We start from the raw sequence: 16802 nt of genomic DNA on the forward strand, positions 1-16802 counted from the left end.
CGCGCAGGCACGTCAGGCGACGGAGCCGTTGCCCTGCGCGGCGAGTTGCTGCTGCTGGGCCTCGTACATGGCCTGGAAGTTCACCTCGGCCAGCATCACCGGCGGGAAGCCGGCGCGGGTGCAGATGTCGGAAATGATGGCCCGCAGGTACGGATACACCATGCCCGGGCAGGCGATGCCGATGATGGCCTGCAACTGGTCCTGCGGAATGTTGCGGATTTCGAAGATGCCGGCCTGCTTGGCCTCGACCAGGAACAGCGTCTTCTCGCCGATCTTGGTGGTGACGGTGGCCGTGACGCAGACCTCATAGATGCCGTCGGTGATGGTTTCGGCAGACAGTCCCAGGTTGATCTCGACCTGCGGCGGCGTCTGCTCGGTGAGGATCTGGGGCGAGTTCGGCTGCTCCAGCGACAGGTCCTTCAGGTACATGCGCTGGATCTGGAACACCGGGTTCTGCTCTTGGTCGTCGGCCATGGTCTTGTCTCGAAGAAAAGAAGGCCCGCGACATGCGGGCGTGGCCGATTATCACGCAGCGCCGTGGCGCCTCCGGGGGCGCAGGCCGTCCCGGACGGGGACGGCGGCGCCGGGCGATCAGCCCTGCAGCAGCGGCACCAGACCGCCGCGCTGGTCCAGCGCGATGAGGTCATCGCAGCCGCCCACGTGGGTCTCGCCGATGAAGATCTGCGGCACCGTGCGCCGCCCGGTGATCTTGATCATCACGTCGCGCTGCGACGGGTCCTGGTCGATGCGCACCTCGTCGATGTGTTCGACACCGCGCTGCTTGAGGAGCTGCTTGGCGCGCTGGCAGTAGGGGCAGACCAGCGTGGTGTACATCTTGACGGCATTCATCACAGACAGGGCGCGGCACGCGCGGCAGTGGTTGAGGACAAGTCATTGTCCGCCTCGCCTTCAACCCTTGCCGGTGCTGGGCGACTTGCCCCTGTGCCCGCCGGCCCCGGCAACGCGCACGACGATCAGCCGCCAGGCACCGTTGCGCCGTCAACCGTTCGTGGCAGCACCCTGCCCTTCACGCGGCCCCAGCGGGCCGCGGGCTCAGGCCGCGGACTCGGTGGGCAGGTTGGCTTCGCGCCAAGCCGCCAAGCCGCCGGCCACGGGCTGGCAGTTCTCGTAGCCGCGCTTCTTGAGCAGTGCCACGGCGCGCGACGCGCGCGCGCCGGTTGCGCACAGCACCAGCACCGGCAATGCCTTGTTGCTCGGCAGCGCGGTGGAGGTCTCGATTTGCGACAGCGGCACGTTGCGTGCCCCCACGGCATGGCCACTGGCGAATTCGGCCGGCTCGCGCACGTCGATGAGCACGCCCTTTTCGCGGTTGATCAGCCGCACCGCCTCGGCGGTGCTGATGCCGCTGCCGGCACCTCCGCGGACCACCGGCCACAGCAGCAGGGCGCCCGACACGAGCGCGGTGAGGACCAGGTACCAGTTGTCGAGCAGGAATTGCACGGCGTTCGAGGGGTTGCCAAAGCCGCGGATTATAGAATTTGCGGCTTTGCTGCCAGCGCGTACGCCCGTCGCGCGCCCCAGGCCACAGCCCTTTTTCCCACTCTCAGGCTTTGAGTCCCTGCCCATGTACAAGCTCGTGCTGATCCGCCACGGCGAATCGACCTGGAACCTCGAAAACCGCTTCACCGGCTGGACCGACGTGCCGCTGACGGACACCGGCGTGGCCCAGGCGCGCCAAGCCGGCAAGCTGCTCAAGGAAGGCGGCTGGGAGTTCGACGTGGCCTACACCTCAGTGCTCAAGCGCGCCATCTGGACGCTGTGGCACTGCCTGGACGAGATGGACCGCACCTGGCTGCCCGTGGTCAAGGACTGGCGGCTCAACGAGCGCCACTACGGCGCGCTGCAGGGCCTCAACAAGGCCGACATGGCCAAGCAGTACGGCGACGAGCAGGTGCTGATCTGGCGTCGCAGCTACGACACGCCGCCGCCGGCGCTGGACGCCAACGACCCGCGCGGCCAGCGCCAGGACCCGCGCTACGCCAAGCTCGACGCCGAGCAGGTCCCGCTCACGGAGTGCCTGAAGGACACCGTCGCGCGCGTGCTGCCGGCCTGGAACGAGGTGCTGGCCCCGGCCATCAAGTCCGGCCAGCGCATCGTCATCGCCGCGCATGGCAACAGCATCCGCGCGCTGGTGAAGTACCTCGACGGCATCAGCGACACCGACATCGTCGGCCTGAACATCCCCAACGGCATCCCGATGGTTTACGAGCTCGATGCCGAGCTCAAGCCCATCCGCCGCTACTACCTGGGCGACGCGGAAGCCGCCGCCAAGGCCGCCGCCGCGGTGGCCAACCAGGGCAAGGCCTGATCCCAGGCCCACGCCACAAGACAAAGGGGCCGCGAGGCCCCTTTTTCATTCCTGCCTCGAGAGCTGGCGGCGCAGCCTCACAACCCCGCCACTGCCTGCGCCAGCAGCGGCGCCACGCTCACGGCGTTGCTCGGGTGCGGCACGGCGTCCGTGCTCCAGACGTGGCGCACGCCGGCCGCGTGCAGCTGCGCCAGCGCGTCGCCCACGAAGAGGGCGTGCGTCACCGCCACGTCCACCGAGGCCGCCCCGCGCGCCAGCGCCTGCGTGGCCGCGGCGATCAGCGTCTGGCCCGTGCTGGCCACGTCATCGAGCAGCACCACCGCACGGCCGCCGAGTTCCAGGGGCGGCAGCTCCAGGACCACCTCGCGGTCACCCAGCCGGCGCTTGCAGCCCATGCCGTGCTCCAGGCCTTGCCCTTGCGCCGCGGCCTGCACCCACTGCGCCGCCTCTTCGTCCGGGCCGATCAGGATCGGGCGGTCGAGCTGCCGCGCCACCCACTCGCCCAGCAGCGGCGCCGCCGACAGCGCCAGCCCACGCCGGCCCGGGAACAGCGCCTCCATCGAGGTCACGCGGTGCAGGTGCGGGTCCACCGTCAGCACCGCGTCGAACAGCCCGCCCAGCAGCGCCGCCACGTGGCGCTGGCTCACCACCTCGCCGGGCGTGAAAGCCATGTCCTGGCGCATGTAGGCCAGGTACGGCGACACCAGGATGAGCTCGCGCGCGCCCAGCTCGCGCGCCGCCGGCGCACACAGCAGCAACTCCGTCAGCTTCTCGTTGGGCTGCTGCAGTCCGCGCAGCATCAGCACCCGCGACGGCAACGTCCCGGGCAGCCGCAGTCGCAGCTCGCCGTCGGGAAAACGGTGACGCTGCACGAAGGCCAGCGGCACGCCCAGCGCCTGCGCCAGGGCCTGCGCCAGCGGCGCCTCGTCGTCGAAGGCCAGCAGCATCTGCTCGCTCATGGGAACTCCAGACTTCTTCCTGAGGGGTTGGTCGATGGCGCGCGGCTCCGCATCGCCGGCCCTCAGCGGGCCTGCAGCGCCTGCGCGATGGTGTCGCGCAGGTGCGCCGCCAGGGCGCGCCGGTCGGCATGCGCCACCGCCTGCGGCGGCAGCACCTGCAGCTGCACCGCCAGGCCCTGCGCGCAGGCCAGGCGCCACAGGCTCTGGCCCAGCGTCATGTCGCCCACGAAGCTCGCGGCCGGGCTCACCGCGTGCAGCGGGTCGCTGTAGCGCAGCGCCACCGGCTGCACCGGCTCGCCGCTGGCGATCACGGCCTGCAGCAAGTTGGCGTGGAAGGGCAGCAGCTCATGGCCCTCGCCGGTGGTGCCCTCGGGAAACACCGCCACCGTGTCGCCGTCGCGCAGCGCCTGCGTGATGGCGTGCAGCACGCGCATGGCGTCGCGCGCGCGCTCGCGCTGCAGGTACAGCGTGCCGGCGGCGTCCACCAACCGCCCCACCAGGGGCCAGGCCTGCACCTCGGCCTTGGAGACGAAGCGCGCCTGCGGGCACAGCGCGTGGATGGCGGCGATATCCAGCCACGACACGTGGTTGGCCACGATCAGCTTGGCGCCGGGACGAAACGTGCCCTGCGCGCGCAGCTCCAGCCCCAGCGTGGCCAGCAGCTTGCGCGACCACCAGCCGATGCGCGCCTGCCGCCGCGCCGGACCGTAGAACGGGAACAGCAGCAGCACGATGGCCAACCCGTGCAGCCCATGCAGCACCGTGCGCGCCAGCCGCCACAGCGCGCGCAGCCGCCGCAGCGACGACACGGCAGCGGGGGCGGACACCGCCAGCGTCGGCGTCGTCTCGGGCGGAAGCTGCATCGGGGCGCCGGCGGGCGGGACGCGCGTCAGAAAGCCTCGTGCGCCACCGTGCCGGCCACCAGCGTGGCCACCACGCGCCCGGGCAGCATGCTGCCAGTGAGCTCGAAGGCGAAGGGCGTGTGCTTGCCCTGGCTGCGCAGCTGCGCAGCCTCCAGCCCCCACTGTGCCTGCGGGTCGAAGAGGCAGACGTCGGCCACGCCGCCTTCCACCAGGCGCCCGGCACTGGAAACCAGCGAGCCCAGCGCCTCGCCCAGCACGGCCACCGGGCCGCTGGTCACGCGTGCCAGCGACTGCGCCAGCGTGAGGCCCTGGTCCTGGCCCCACTTCAGCGCCAGGCTCAGCAGCAGTTCCAGCCCGGTGGCGCCGGGCTCAGCCTCGGCGAAGGGCAGGTTCTTGGCGTCCTCGTCCACCGGGGTGTGGTCCGACACCAGTGCGTCGATGGTGCCGTCGGCCAGCGCCGCGCGCAGCGCGTCGCGGTCGCGCTGCTGGCGCAGCGGCGGCGTCAGGCGCATGGCGGCGTTGAAGAAGCCGATGTCCACGTCCGTGAGGTGCAGCGAGTTGATGCTCACGTCCGCCGTCACCGGCAGCCCCTGCGCCTTGGCCTGGCGCAGCAGCTCCACGCCCTCGGCGCTGGAGAGGCGGCACAGGTGCACGCGCGCGCCGGTGCTGCGCACCAGCTCGAAGATGGTGTGCAGCGCCACCGTCTCGGCCGCCACGGGCACGCCCGAAAGGCCCAGGCGCGTGGCGACCGCGCCGCTGGCGGCCACGCCGGCGCCCAGCCACGGGTCCTGCGGGCGCAGCCACACGGTGTAGCCATAGGTGCTGGCGTACTGCAGCGCGCGCAGCAGCACCTGCGTGTCGCGCACCGGCGCCTCGGCCTGCGCGAAGCCGATGCAGCCGGACTCGGTGAGCTCGGCCATCTCGGTGAGCGCCTTGCCCTCCAGGCCGCAGGTGAGCGCGCCCAGCGGGAACAGCCGGCAGCGGCTGAGCTTGCGGGCGCGGAACTTGAGCATGTCCACCAGGCCCGGCTCATCGAGCGGCGGGTCGGTGTCGGGCGGGCACACGAGGCTGGTGACGCCACCGGCCGCGGCCGCGGCCAGCTCGCTCTCCAGCATGCCCTCGTGCTCGTGGCCGGGCTCACGCAGCCGGGCGGCGAGGTCCACCAGGCCCGGTGCAACCACCAGGCCCTGCGCGTCGATCACGCGGTCGGCCTCGAAGTCCGGGTTGACGTTGCCGATGGTCAGGATGCGGCCCGCGGCGATAGCCACGTCGGCCGCCTCGTCGCGGCCGGAGGCCGGGTCCACGACGCGGCCGTTCTTGATCAGGATCTTCATGCTTTCCACATCCTCCGTTCGCCCTGAGCTTGGTCGTTGGGCCAACAGGCCGGCTGGGCCATAAGGCTTCGACAGGCTCAGCCCGAACGGGACTTTGGTTGTTCAGGCGTCGTTGCCGGCGAGGATGCTCATCACCGCCATGCGCACGGCGATGCCGAAGGTCACCTGCGGCAGGATCACGCTGTGGCGCCCGTCGGCCACCGCCGAGTCGATCTCCACGCCACGGTTGATCGGGCCCGGGTGCATGACGATGGCATCGGGCTTGGCCAGCGCCAGCTTCTCCGGCGTCAGGCCGTAGTGCTTGAAGAACTCGCCCGCGCTGGGCAGCAGCGCGCTGCCCATGCGCTCGTTCTGCAGCCGCAGCATGATGATCACGTCGGCATCGCGGATGCCCTCGGCCATGTCGCGGCACACGCGCACGCCCATCTCGCGCAGATTGTCCGGCACCAGCGTCTTCGGCCCCACCGCGCGGATCTCGGGCACGCCCAGCGTCGTGAGCGCGTGGATGTCCGAACGCGCCACGCGCGAGTGCACGATGTCGCCCACGATCGCCACCGTGAGGTTGGTGAAGTCCTTCTTGAAGTGCCGGATCGTGTACATGTCCAGCAGGCCCTGCGTCGGGTGCGCGTGGCGCCCGTCGCCGGCGTTGACCACGTGCACGTGCGGCGCGCAGTGCTGGGCGATCAGGTAGGGCGCGCCCGACTCGCTGTGCCGCACCACGAACATGTCGGCCTGCATGGCCGAGAGGTTGGCGATGGTGTCGAGCAGGCTCTCGCCCTTGGCGGTCGAGGAGCGCGCGATGTCGAGGTTGATCACGTCCGCCGACAGCCGCTTGGCCGCGATCTCGAAGGTGGTGCGCGTGCGCGTGCTGTTCTCGAAGAACAGGTTGAACACGCTCTTGCCGCGCAGCAGCGGCACCTTCTTGACCTCGCGGTCGCTCACGGAGAGGAAGGTGGAAGCGGTGTCGAGGATCTGCGTGAGCACCGCGCGCGGCAGGCCCTCGATGGACAGCAGGTGGATCAGCTCGCCGTGGCTGTTGAGCTGGGGATTGCGGCGCGACAGCATCAGGCGGCGCCCTCCAGGGCAAAGGTGAAGCGGCCGGCGGCATCGCGCGCCAGCGACAGGCGTTGTTCGGCCGGCAGCGCGAGCTTGGCGGCGGCGAAGGCGGGCTCGATGGGCAGCTCGCGCCCGCCGCGGTCCACCAGCACCGCCAGCGTCACGCTGGCCGGGCGGCCGAAGTCGAAGAGCTCGTTGATCACCGCGCGCGTGGTGCGCCCGGTGTAGAGCACATCGTCGATCAGCAGGATGTGCCGCCCTTCGATCTCGAAGGGCAGCTTGGTGGCGTCGGTCAGGTGCATGCCGCGCGAGCCGTAGTCGTCGCGGTGCAGCGCGCTGGAGATGACGCCGGGCGCGCCGGGTAGGCTCAGGTCGGTGTGCAGCCGCTCGGCCAGCCAGGCCCCGCCGCTCCACACGCCCACGAGCGCGGATGTTTCGGTATCGGCGGGACGCAGCAGCCGCGCGACGCCGCGCAGCAGCTCGCCGTACAGCGCCTCGGCGTCCAGGGAAAGGGTGCTCATGCTTGTCTCAGGAACTGCTCCAGGATCAGCGCGGCCGAAGCCGCGTCCAGGTCGCGCGCACCGCCGGCCTCGGCCTCGGTGCTGGTGTAGCGCTCGTCCACCTCGTGCACCGGCAGCCTGAAGCGGCCGTGCAGCTGGCGCGCGAAGCGCTGCGCGCGGTGCGTATTGTCGTGCGGCGCCCCGTCGGGATGGCGCGGCACGCCCACCACCAGCGCATCGGGCTGGTACTCGCGGATGAGTTTCTCGATCGCCGCGAAGCGCACGTCGGCCTTCTCGGTGGCGATGGTCTTGAGCGGCGTGGCGCTGCGCGTGACGGTGTTGCCGCTGGCCACGCCGGTGCGCTTGGCACCGAAGTCGAAGGCGAGAAAGCTCTGCGCGCGGCCCACGCCGCCGGGCGCCTCGCTCATGCGTGCCCCGCCTCGCCGCTGAGCATGCGCGGATCGATCCCCAGCAGCGACAGCGCGCGCGTGTAGCGCTGCTCGGGCGGGGTGTCGAAGATGATCTGCGGGTCGGCGGCGACGTTGAGCCAGCCGTTGCGCGAGATCTCCTCCTCCAGCTGCCCCGCGCCCCAGCCGCTGTAGCCCAGCGTCACCAGCACGCGGCGCGGACCCGTGCCATGCGCCAGCGACTCCAGCACGTCCTTGCTGGTGGTCATCTCCAGCCCGCCGGGCACCGTCATCGTGGAGTTGAAGCGTGCCGCGCCCAGTGCCTCGTGCAACACGAAGCCGCGCTCGGTCTGCACCGGGCCGCCGAAGTACACCGGCTCGTCGGCCAGCTCGCTGCGGTCCAGGCTCAGGTCCACCTTCTCGAACAGGTGGCGCAGGGTGATGTCGGTGGGCTTGTTGATCATCAGCCCCAGGGCGCCCTTGTCGCTGTGCTCGCACAGGTACACCACCGCGCCCGCGAAGTTGTCGTCCGCCATGCCAGGCATGGCAATCAGGAACTGGTTTGTCAGATCGATGCCACGCTCAGCCATGCGGCATTCTATTCCCGGGCCACACTGGCACCCGTGAACAAGGACCTTGACACCGCCCTCGTCTGGTTCCGTCGCGACCTGCGCGCCGACGACCAGGCCGCGCTCTACCACGCCCTGCGCCATGCCCGGCGCGTGTGGTGCGCCTTCGTCTTCGACACCGAACTGCTCACCGGGCTGCCGCGCCAGGACCGGCGCGTGGAGTTCATCCGCGACAGCCTCATCGGGCTGGACGCACAGCTGCGCGCGCTGGGCGCCGCCCACGGTACCGAGCACAGCGGGCTGATCGTGCGCCACGGCCACGGCGCCGAGGAGATCGTGCGGCTGGCGCGGCAGCTGCACGTGCAGGCCGTCTACCTCAACCACGACGACGACCCCGCGGCGCTGGCGCGCGACGCGCGCGTGCGCGGCGCGCTGGCGCAGGACGGCATCGCGCTGCACTCCAGCAAGGACCATGTCGTTTTCGAGCGCAACGAGGTGCTCAGCGGCGCCGGCACGCCCTACAGCGTCTTCACGCCCTACTTCAACGCCTGGCTCAAGAAGCTCGACGACTACTACCTCAGCGCCTATCCCGTGGCGCGCCATGCCGCCTCGCTGGCGCCCGTGCCGGAGGAATTCCGCCAGCCGGTCCCGAGCCTGGAAACCCTGGGCTTCGAGACCACCAACCTGCACCAGTTGAAGCTGCCCACCGGTCCCGCCGGCGGCCAGGCGCTGCTCGATGAATTCCTGGCCGAGCGCATAGACCGCTACGACGTGACGCGCGACTTCCCGGCCGTGAAGGGGCCGAGCTACCTGGGCACGCACCTGCGCTTCGGCACCGTGTCGGTACGCCAGCTCGCGCGCGAGGCCTGGCGCCGCGCGCAGGCCGGCTCCAGCGGCGCGCGCGTGTGGCTGTCGGAGCTGGCCTGGCGCGACTTCTTCCAGCAGATCCTCTTCCATCACCCGCGCGTGGTGGAGCACGCCTATCACCCCGAGTTCGACCGCGTGAAGTGGGAAAAGGGCAAGCACGCCGACGCGCTGTTCGCCGCCTGGTGCGAGGGCCGTACCGGCTACCCGCTGGTGGACGCGGCCATGCTGCAGCTCGCGCAAAGCGGCTACCAGCACAACCGGCTGCGCATGCTCACGGCCAGTTTCCTGGTCAAGGACCTGGGGCTGGACTACAAACGCGGCGAGCGCTGGTTTGCTTTGAAACTCAACGACCACGAGCTCGCCTCCAACAACGGCAACTGGCAGTGGGCCGCCGGCACCGGCTGCGATCCGCAGCCCTGGTTCCGCATCTTCAACCCCGTGAGCCAGAGCAGGAAGTTCGATCCGCAGGGCCGCTTCATCCGCCGCTACCTGCCGCAGCTGGCCAAGCTGCCCGACGACCTGATCCACGCCCCCTGGCTGGCCAAGCCGGTGGACCTGGAGGCCGCCAGCATCGAGCTCGGCGTGGACTACCCGCGGCCCATCGTGGACCACGAGGAAGCGCGCCAGAAGACGCTGGCGCGCTTCGAGGTGGTCAAGGAAGCCAAGGCCGCCAAGGCCGCGGCCCGGGCGGCGAAGAAGGCGCTGGCCGCGGGCGTGGACTGACACAACGCTTTTTCCACTCGCCCTGAGCTTGTCGAAGGGCTCAGCCCGAACGGGATCTGCGGTTTCGGGCAGGCACGGCACCTGCCGCCCCACGCTCGCGCCGTTGACGTCGTGACGGCGGGGCGTGCCGGCCCATCCGGCGCAAGGGGTGCCGATGCCGCCGTCCGCCGATTCCCTCCCGGACTCCCGACCGCCGCAGCCCCAGGCGCTGCTGGGGCTGCGCGAGGCCGTCGCCATCACCGTGGGCCTGGTCATCGGCGCGGGCATCTTCAAGGCCCCGTCGCTGGTGGCCGGCATGGCCGGCGGCAGCGGCTGGATGTTCGCCGCCTGGGCGCTGGGCGGGCTGATGTCGCTCGTGGGCGCGCTGTGCTATGCCGAGCTGGCCACCGCGTACCCGCATGCCGGCGGCGACTACCACTTCCTGCGCCGCGCCTGGGGGCACAGCGTGTCCTTCCTGTTCGCCTGGGCACGCTTTGCCGTCATCACCACCGGCTCCATCGCGCTGCTGGGTTTCGTCTTCGGCGACTACATGCAGCAACTGCTGCCGCTGGGCCCAAACGGGCCGGCCTGGTGGGCGGCGGCGGCGATCGCCGCTCTGTCGTGGCTGAACCTGCGCGGCCTGCGCTCCGGCGCGGCGGCGCAGACCTGGCTCACCGCCGTGGAGGTGGGCGGGCTGCTGCTGGTCGTTGGCGCCGGGCTGTTCCTGCTGGGCCAGGGCGACGGCGCGGCCCTGGCGCCGGCCCCCTCCCCGACTGCCGACGCCACGGCCGAAGGCGGCGCGGCGCCCTGGAGCCTCTCCGGCTTCGGCCTGGCGATGGTGTTCGTGCTGCTGACCTACGGCGGCTGGAACGAGGCGGCCTACATCAGCGCGGAAGTGAAGGACCGGCGCCGCAACATGGTGCGCACGCTGGTGCTGTCCATCGCGGTCATCACGGCGCTGTACCTGCTGGTGGTGTGGGCCTACTGGCACGGCCTGGGGCTGGCGGGCATGGCGCGCGCGCAGAGCATCGCGGCCGACCTGCTGCGCGAAGCCTTCGGCCCCGCCGGCGGGCAATTGATCGCCGCCATCGTCGCCGTGGCGGCGCTGACCTCCATGAACGCCACCATCATCGTGGGCGCGCGCACCAGCTTCGCCGTGGGCCGCGACTGGCCGCTGCTGTCGCGCCTGGGCCGCTGGGACGCCGCGCGCGGCACGCCGCCGGTGGCGCTGGCGCTGCAGGGCGCCGCGGCACTGGCGCTGGTGGCCGTGGGCGCCGCCGCGGGCAGCGGTTTCAAGGCCATGGTGGAGTTCACCGCGCCGGTGTTCTGGCTGTTCTTCCTGCTCACCGGGCTGGCGCTGTTCGTGCTGCGCCGGCGCGAGCCCCATGCCGAGCGGCCGTTCCGCGTGCCGCTGTACCCGCTGCTGCCACTGCTGTTCTGCGCCACCTGCGCCTACATGCTGTGGTCCAGCCTGTCCTACGTTTACAGCCAGCAGCTCGGCGGCTTCAACGCCGCCTGGATCGGCGTCGGCGTGCTGCTCGCCGGCGCCCTGTGGCTGCCGGTGCTGCGCGCACCGGCGCCGGACAACGAAGCGACCCCCCTGAGGAGAGATGCCCATGAACGCGCCTGAGCTCGCCGCCTTCCACCTGAGCCGCCGCCGCGCCGCGGCGCTGGCGCTGCTGCTGCCCTGCGCCCTGGCACGCGCGCAGGAGGCGACACAGGGCCAGCAGCCGGCCAAGCCGCTGGACGTGCCCTACGTGCCCACGCCGATGGCCGTGGTCAACAAGATGCTCGACATGGCCCGCGTGCGCCGCGGCGACGTGCTCTACGACCTGGGCTGCGGCGACGGCCGCATCGTCGTCACCGCCGCCAAGGAGCGCGGCGCGCGCGGCGTGGGCATCGACATCGACCCGCGACGCATCGCCGAGGCGCGGCGCCGGGCTCAGGAGGCCGGGGTGGAGGACCGGGTGCGCTTCATCGAGGGCAACCTGTTCGATGCCGATTTCGCCGAGGCCGACGTCGTGGCGCTGTACCTGCTGCCGCGCATCAACCTGGAGTTGCGCCCGCAACTGTGGCGCCAGCTCAAGCTGGGCTCGCGCGTGGTTTCGCATGCCTTCGACATGGGCGAGGACTGGCCACCCGAGCAGATGCAGAACCTGCGCGGCTCCACCATCTACGCCTGGACCATACGCAAGGCGCAGAAGGACGCGGTGCGGACGTAGGGCGGTTGGCGCTCTCCAGCTCGCGATTGCTACTGAAAGAACCTTGTCATGCCCGCGAAGGCGGGCATCCACGTGCGCCGGGATGCCGCCCGGGGTTCGTGGACACCCGCCTGCGCGGGTGTGACGGACTTGTTCACGCCGCGCCCGCCCCCTTGCCCGCCGGCGCGTGGTGGTGGTGCGTGCGCAGCCGCCGCAGGTGCCGCAGCGTGAACTCCACCGCGTCGTCCACGAAGGTGAACACCACCGGGATCACCAGCAGGCTCAGGAAGGTGCTGGTGATCAGCCCGCCGATCACCGCCACCGCCATCGGCGAGCGGAAGCTCGGGTCGGTGCCGATGCCCATCGCGATGGGCAGCATGCCCGCGCCCATGGCGATGGTGGTCATCACGATCGGCCGCGCGCGCTTGTGGCAGGCGTCCAGCAGCGCGTCCCAGCGGCTCATGCCCTCGCGCCGCGCCAGGATCGCGTAGTCCACCAGCAGGATCGAGTTCTTGGTGGCGATGCCCATGAGCATGATCAGCCCGATCAGCGAGGGCATCGAGAACGCGCTGCGCGTCAGCAGCAGCGCCACGAAGGCCCCGCCCAGCGACAGCGGCAGCGCCGCCAGGATCGTCACCGGCTGCATGAAGTTCTTGAACAGCAGCACCAGCACCACGTAGATGCACATCACGCCGGTGAGCATCGCCAGCCCGAAGCTGGCGAAGAGCTCGCCCATCACCTCCGCGTCGCCCAGCGCCGCCTGGCTCACGCCGGGCGGCAGGCGCTGCAGGCTCGGCAGCTTCTGCACCTGGGCCGCCACGTCGCCCAGCGGCACGCCGTTGAGCTCCACCTCCAGGTTGACGTTGCGCAGCCGGTCGTAGCGGTTGATCACCGCCGGGCCGCTCTCCAGGCTCAGCTCGGCCACGTTGGCCAGCTGCACCGGGCGCCCGTTGCGCCCGGGCACCGACAGCTGCGACAGCAGCGACAGGTCCTCGCGCGCGCTCTCGGGCAGCCGCACCACGATCGGCACCTGCCGCTGCGACAGGTTGAGCTTGGGCAGGGCCGCGTCGTAGTCGCCCGTGGTGGCGATGCGCAGCGTGTCGGCGATCACCTGCGAGCTCACGCCGGCCTCGGCGGCGCGCGCGAAGTCCGGCCGCACCACCAGCTCCGGGCGCACCAGGCTGGCCGTGGAGCGCACGCTGCCGATGCCGGGAATGGTGCGCAGGTCGCGTTCCACCGCCTGCGCCGCCTCCAGCAGCGCCTGGCCGTCCTCGCCCGAGAGCACCAGCATGTACTTCTCGCCCGATCCGCCCAGGCCCACCGACACGCGCACGCCGGGCAGCGCCTCCAGCGACTTGCGCAGCTCGGCCTCGATGGCCTGCTTGCGCAGCCCCGGGCGGTCCTGGCGCGGCGTGAGGTTGAGGATCAGCGAGGCCTTGCGCACCTCGGCCGCGCCGCCGGGCATGAACGGGTCGGAGCCCGTGGCCCCGCCGCCGATGGCGGTGTAGACCAGCTTCACGTGCGGGTTCCTCTGCAGGATCGCGCGCGCCTGCTCGGCCGCGGCGCGCGTCTCCTCGAAGGTGCTGCCCGGCGGCAGCTCCAGTCCCACCTGCGTCTGCCCGAAGTCGTCGGCCGGGATGAAGCCCGTGGGCAGCAGCGGGATCAGCATGATCGAGCCCACGAAGAACAGCCCCGCCCCGCCCGCCGTCAGCCAGCGGTGCTTCAGGCACTTGGCGGCGAAGCGCATGTACCAGCGCATCACGCGCCCCTCGGGCTTGGCATGCACGATGGGCTTGAGCAGGTAGGCCGCCATCATCGGCGTGAGCATGCGCGCCACCACCAGCGAGGCGAACACCGCCAGCGACGCCGTCCAGCCGAACTGCTTGAAGAATTTCCCGGGGATGCCGCTCATGAACGCCGTGGGCAGGAACACGGCGATCAGCGTGAAAGTCGTCGCGATCACGGCCAGCCCGATCTCGTCGGCCGCCTCCATCGCCGCCTGGTACGGCGACTTGCCCATCTTCAGGTGGCGCACGATGTTCTCGATCTCGACGATGGCGTCGTCCACCAGGATGCCCACCACCAGCGACAGCGACAGCAGCGTCACCACGTTGATGCTGAAGCCCAGCAGGACCATGCCCAGGAACGCCGGGATCACCGACAGCGGCAGCGCCGTGGCGGCCACGAAGGTGGCGCGCCAGTCGCGCAGGAAGAACCACACCACGATCACCGCCAGCAGCGCGCCCTCGTAGAGCAGGTGCATCGAGCCCTCGTAGTTCTCCGCCACCGGGTCCACGAAGTTGAAGGCCTGGTGGATGCGCAGGTCCGGGTGCTCGGTGCGCAGCTGCTCCAGCGCGCGGCGCACGCCCGTGTCCACGTCGATCTCGCCGGCGCCGCGGGCGCGCGTGATCTCGAAGCCCACCACCGGCTGCCCGTTCAGCAGCGCCTGGCTGCGCCGCTCGGCCACGGTGTCGATGACGTCGGCCACCTGGTCCAGCCGGACGCGCCGTCCGTCCGAGAGCGTGAGCTGCACCGCGCCGAGCTCCTGCGCCGAGGCCACCGTGCCCAGCGTGCGCACCGCCTGCTCGCCGCCGCCCAGGTCCACACGGCCGCCCGACGACTCCTGCTGCACGCGCTTGAGCTCGCGCGAGATCTCGGCCGCCGTGGCACCCAGCGACAGCAGCCGCGCCGGGTCCAGCTCCACGCGCACCTCGCGCGTGACGCCGCCCACGCGCGCCACCGAGCCCACCCCCGGCACGCCCAGCAGCCGCTTGGCCACCGTGTTGTCCACGAACCAGGACAGCGCCTCGTCGTCCAGCCGCTCGCTGGCGATGGTGTAGGTGAGGATGGGCACGCCCGAGAGGTTCATCTTGGCGATGCTCGGGTCGCGCAGGTCCGCCGGCAGTTGCGAGCGCACCCGGTTGACCGCGTCGCGCACGTCGTCCACCGCCTCCTGCGTGGGCTTCTCCAGCCGGAACTCCACCGTGATGGTGGCCACCCCGTCCTGCAGCGCGGTGTAGATGTGCTTGATGCCCTGCACCGTGGAGACCGAGTCCTCGATCTTGCGCGCCACCTCGGTCTCCATCTGCGCCGGCGAGGCGCCGGGCAGCGAGGCCGTGACGATGACCGTGGGCAGGTCGATGTCGGGGAAGTTCTGGATCTTCATCGCGCTGAAGCTCATCAGCCCTGCCACCGTGAGCAGGACGAAGAGCATCAGCGCGGGGATCGGGTTGCGGATCGACCAGGCGGAGACGTTCATCGCGTGGCTTTCGCGTCAGGGGTCGAGGTGGCACCGCCGGCCGCCGCCTGGCGCGAGGCGCCGGCGGCCGCCGCGGGCGGCGCGTCCACCACCTGCACCGTGTCGCCGTCGGCCAGGAAGGCCGCGCCGCGGTCCACCACGCGCGCGTCCGGCTTCAGGTTGCGCACCTCGATGCGGTCGCCCTGGCGCTGCCCCGCCTCGACCTTGACCCGGCTGACCTTGGAGTCCGGGCCCAGCACCATCACGTAGCTGAAGCCCTCGCGCAGCAGCACGGCCGAGGCCGGCAGCGTCAGCACCGCGCGGCGCGCCAGCGCGAGCTCGCCGCGCGCGAACATGCCCGCGCGCACGTCCGAGCCGGGCGCGGGCTGCAAGTCCACGTAGACCAGCGCGTTGCGCGTCTGCGGGTCGATGGTGGGCGCGAGCTGGCGCACCTTGCCCGGCACGCGCGTGCCCGCCGGCGTGACCAGCGTCACCGCCTGCCCTGCCTTCACCTTGGGCAGCTCGGCGGCCGGCACCTCGGCGCGCCACTCCAGCCGGCCCTGGCGGATGAGGCGGAACAGCTCCAGCCCCGGCTGCACCACGCTGCCCACGGCGGCGCTGCGCGCGCTCACCACGCCGTCGTCGGGCGCGAGCACCTGCGTCTTGCGCAGGCGCAGCTGCTGCGCATCGAGCTGCGCGCGCGCGGCCTGCACGCGCGCCGCGGCGGTCTGCTCGCCGGTGAGGTACTGCGAGATCTGCTGCGCGCTCAGGGCGCCGCTTTGCTGCAGCGCCCGCGCGCGCTCGGCGTTGGCCTTGGCCTCGGCCAACGCCGCCTGCGCCTCGGCCAGCGCCGCCTGCGCCTGCGCCACGTCGGCGCGGATGGTGTCGTCCACCAGGCGCGCCAGCGGCTGGCCGCGCTTGACCACGTCGCCCACGTTCACCAGCACCTGCGCCAGCGCCACGCCGCCGAGCTCGGCGCCGACGATCGTTTCCTGCCAGGCGGCGACGTTGCCGTTGACCGCCAGCGTCTGCGTCCACTCCGCGGGCTGCGGCTGCGTGACCGAGACGCTCAGCGCGGCGCGCGGCGCCGCCTGGGCCTTGTCGGCCGGCTGGCCCTGCACGGTCAGCGCCGACAGCGCCAGCCCGCCAAGCGCCAGCGCAGCAGCCAGCACGGTGGTTTTCTTCGAGATCGGCTTCATGGTTGACGGAGGTTGGATTCGGTGCCGGCGGTGCCGGCGGTACCGGCAGCGCCGGTGCCGGAAGCGTTGGCAGCCACGGCCAGCGAGCCATCCCAGCCGCCGCCGCTGGCCTTGTAGAGCTGGACCCAGGCCGCCACGCGCTCGCGCCGCACGGCCAGCAGCGCGGCCTCGGCGGCGATGCGCTGGCGCCGCGCGTCCTGCAATTCGATCAGGCTGGCGTTGCCCAGCTCCCAGCGCGTCTGCGTCGCCTGCACGAAGCGCTGCCAGTTCTCGGCCGCCACCCGGGCGTCATCTTCGCGCCGCGCCGTGGCGTCCAGCCGCACCAGGGCTTCTTCGACCTCGCGCACCGCGCCGCGCACGCGCTGCTGCCAGGCCGCCAGCGCCTCGTCCAGCCGCGCACGCGCGGCATCGACCTCGGCGCGGCGGCGCCCGGCATCGAACAGCGGCAGCGACAGCGCCGGCCCGAAGGACCAGTTGGCGCCGGTGTCCTGCACGCCGCCCACGCGCCCCACGCCCAGCGTGACCGCGCCGGTCAGCAGCAGCCGCGGCCAGCGCGCCGCCTCCGCCACGTCCACGCC

16 protein-coding genes and 1 pseudogene are annotated in these 16802 nt (G+C 71.6%); 4 read left to right on the forward strand and 13 right to left on the reverse strand.

Annotated features, from left to right (window positions below; all coding sequences use genetic code 11):
- Nucleotides 1-12: 12 nt before the first annotated feature.
- The 3 genes from secB to Q0741_RS02460 form a co-directional block, all read right to left on the reverse strand.
- Nucleotides 13-474, reverse strand: a complete 462-nt coding sequence (secB, locus tag Q0741_RS02450) for a protein-export chaperone SecB (RefSeq protein WP_298231603.1) — start codon at nt 472-474, stop codon at nt 13-15.
- A gap of 117 nt (nt 475-591) precedes the next feature.
- A complete protein-coding gene (gene grxC, locus Q0741_RS02455; RefSeq protein ID WP_298231604.1) occupies nt 592-849 on the reverse strand; it encodes a glutaredoxin 3 in 258 nt (85 codons plus the stop codon).
- Nucleotides 850-1053: 204 nt separating this feature from the next.
- On the reverse strand, nt 1054-1461 hold the full coding sequence (locus Q0741_RS02460; protein ID WP_298231605.1) for a rhodanese-like domain-containing protein: 408 nt from the start codon (nt 1459-1461) through the stop codon (nt 1054-1056).
- A 124-nt stretch (nt 1462-1585) separates the two neighbouring features.
- Here Q0741_RS02460 and gpmA point away from each other — a divergent pair, with 124 nt between their 5' ends.
- Nucleotides 1586-2329: a 2,3-diphosphoglycerate-dependent phosphoglycerate mutase gene (gene gpmA / locus Q0741_RS02465; RefSeq protein ID WP_298231606.1), complete on the forward strand. Its 744-nt coding sequence runs from the start codon at nt 1586-1588 to the stop codon at nt 2327-2329.
- 77 nt (nt 2330-2406) lie between these two features.
- Here the strand turns inward: gpmA and Q0741_RS02470 are convergent, their stop codons facing one another.
- The 7 genes and pseudogenes from Q0741_RS02470 to Q0741_RS02500 form a co-directional block, all read right to left on the reverse strand.
- Nucleotides 2407-3288 (reverse strand): ribose-phosphate diphosphokinase, encoded by an 882-nt coding sequence (locus Q0741_RS02470; protein WP_298231607.1) that lies wholly within the window; start codon nt 3286-3288, stop codon nt 2407-2409.
- Between the two features lie 62 nt (nt 3289-3350).
- A complete protein-coding gene (locus Q0741_RS02475) occupies nt 3351-4151 on the reverse strand; it encodes a lysophospholipid acyltransferase family protein (RefSeq protein ID WP_367184049.1) in 801 nt (266 codons plus the stop codon).
- A 26-nt stretch (nt 4152-4177) separates the two neighbouring features.
- A complete protein-coding gene (locus tag Q0741_RS02480; RefSeq protein ID WP_298231608.1) occupies nt 4178-5485 on the reverse strand; it encodes a dihydroorotase in 1308 nt (435 codons plus the stop codon).
- Between the two features lie 102 nt (nt 5486-5587).
- Nucleotides 5588-6541 (reverse strand): annotated as a pseudogene (locus tag Q0741_RS02485) (aspartate carbamoyltransferase catalytic subunit); the annotation flags it as partial.
- Between the two features lie 8 nt (nt 6542-6549).
- On the reverse strand, nt 6550-7062 hold the full coding sequence (pyrR, locus tag Q0741_RS02490) for a bifunctional pyr operon transcriptional regulator/uracil phosphoribosyltransferase PyrR (RefSeq protein WP_298231610.1): 513 nt from the start codon (nt 7060-7062) through the stop codon (nt 6550-6552).
- On the reverse strand, nt 7059-7469 hold the full coding sequence (ruvX, locus tag Q0741_RS02495) for a Holliday junction resolvase RuvX (RefSeq protein WP_298231611.1): 411 nt from the start codon (nt 7467-7469) through the stop codon (nt 7059-7061). Before ruvX ends, pyrR begins: the two co-directional genes overlap by 4 nt.
- Nucleotides 7466-8038 carry a YqgE/AlgH family protein gene (locus Q0741_RS02500; protein ID WP_298231612.1) on the reverse strand — a complete coding sequence of 191 codons (573 nt, stop codon included), beginning with the start codon at nt 8036-8038 and terminating at the stop codon, nt 7466-7468. The genes ruvX and Q0741_RS02500 overlap by 4 nt, the downstream gene beginning before the upstream one ends.
- Before the next feature lie 33 nt (nt 8039-8071).
- On the opposite strand from Q0741_RS02500, the gene Q0741_RS02505 reads away from it, so the two are divergent.
- The 3 genes from Q0741_RS02505 (at nt 8072) to Q0741_RS02515 (ending at nt 11808) form a co-directional block, all read left to right on the forward strand.
- Entirely contained in the window at nt 8072-9607 is a 1536-nt protein-coding gene (locus tag Q0741_RS02505) for a deoxyribodipyrimidine photo-lyase (protein ID WP_298231613.1), read from the forward strand.
- A gap of 154 nt (nt 9608-9761) precedes the next feature.
- Entirely contained in the window at nt 9762-11216 is a 1455-nt protein-coding gene (locus tag Q0741_RS02510) for an APC family permease (RefSeq protein ID WP_298231614.1), read from the forward strand.
- Complete coding sequence (locus Q0741_RS02515) at nt 11203-11808, forward strand: class I SAM-dependent methyltransferase (RefSeq protein ID WP_298231615.1); 606 nt, start codon at nt 11203-11205, stop codon at nt 11806-11808. The genes Q0741_RS02510 and Q0741_RS02515 overlap by 14 nt, the downstream gene beginning before the upstream one ends.
- A gap of 133 nt (nt 11809-11941) precedes the next feature.
- On the opposite strand, the gene Q0741_RS02520 is transcribed toward Q0741_RS02515, so the two are convergent.
- From Q0741_RS02520 to Q0741_RS02530, 3 genes are all read right to left on the reverse strand, one after another.
- Entirely contained in the window at nt 11942-15046 is a 3105-nt protein-coding gene (locus tag Q0741_RS02520) for an efflux RND transporter permease subunit (protein WP_298231616.1), read from the reverse strand.
- On the reverse strand, nt 15043-16224 hold the full coding sequence (locus Q0741_RS02525; protein WP_298231617.1) for an efflux RND transporter periplasmic adaptor subunit: 1182 nt from the start codon (nt 16222-16224) through the stop codon (nt 15043-15045). The genes Q0741_RS02520 and Q0741_RS02525 overlap by 4 nt, the downstream gene beginning before the upstream one ends.
- Nucleotides 16221-16802 (reverse strand): TolC family protein (locus Q0741_RS02530; protein ID WP_298231618.1); only part of this gene is annotated, 582 nt, incomplete at its 5' end. The genes Q0741_RS02525 and Q0741_RS02530, both read right to left, overlap by 4 nt.

Source organism: uncultured Azohydromonas sp., assembly GCF_937926365.1.
Classification (GTDB): Bacteria; Pseudomonadota; Gammaproteobacteria; order Burkholderiales; family Burkholderiaceae_C; genus Azohydromonas.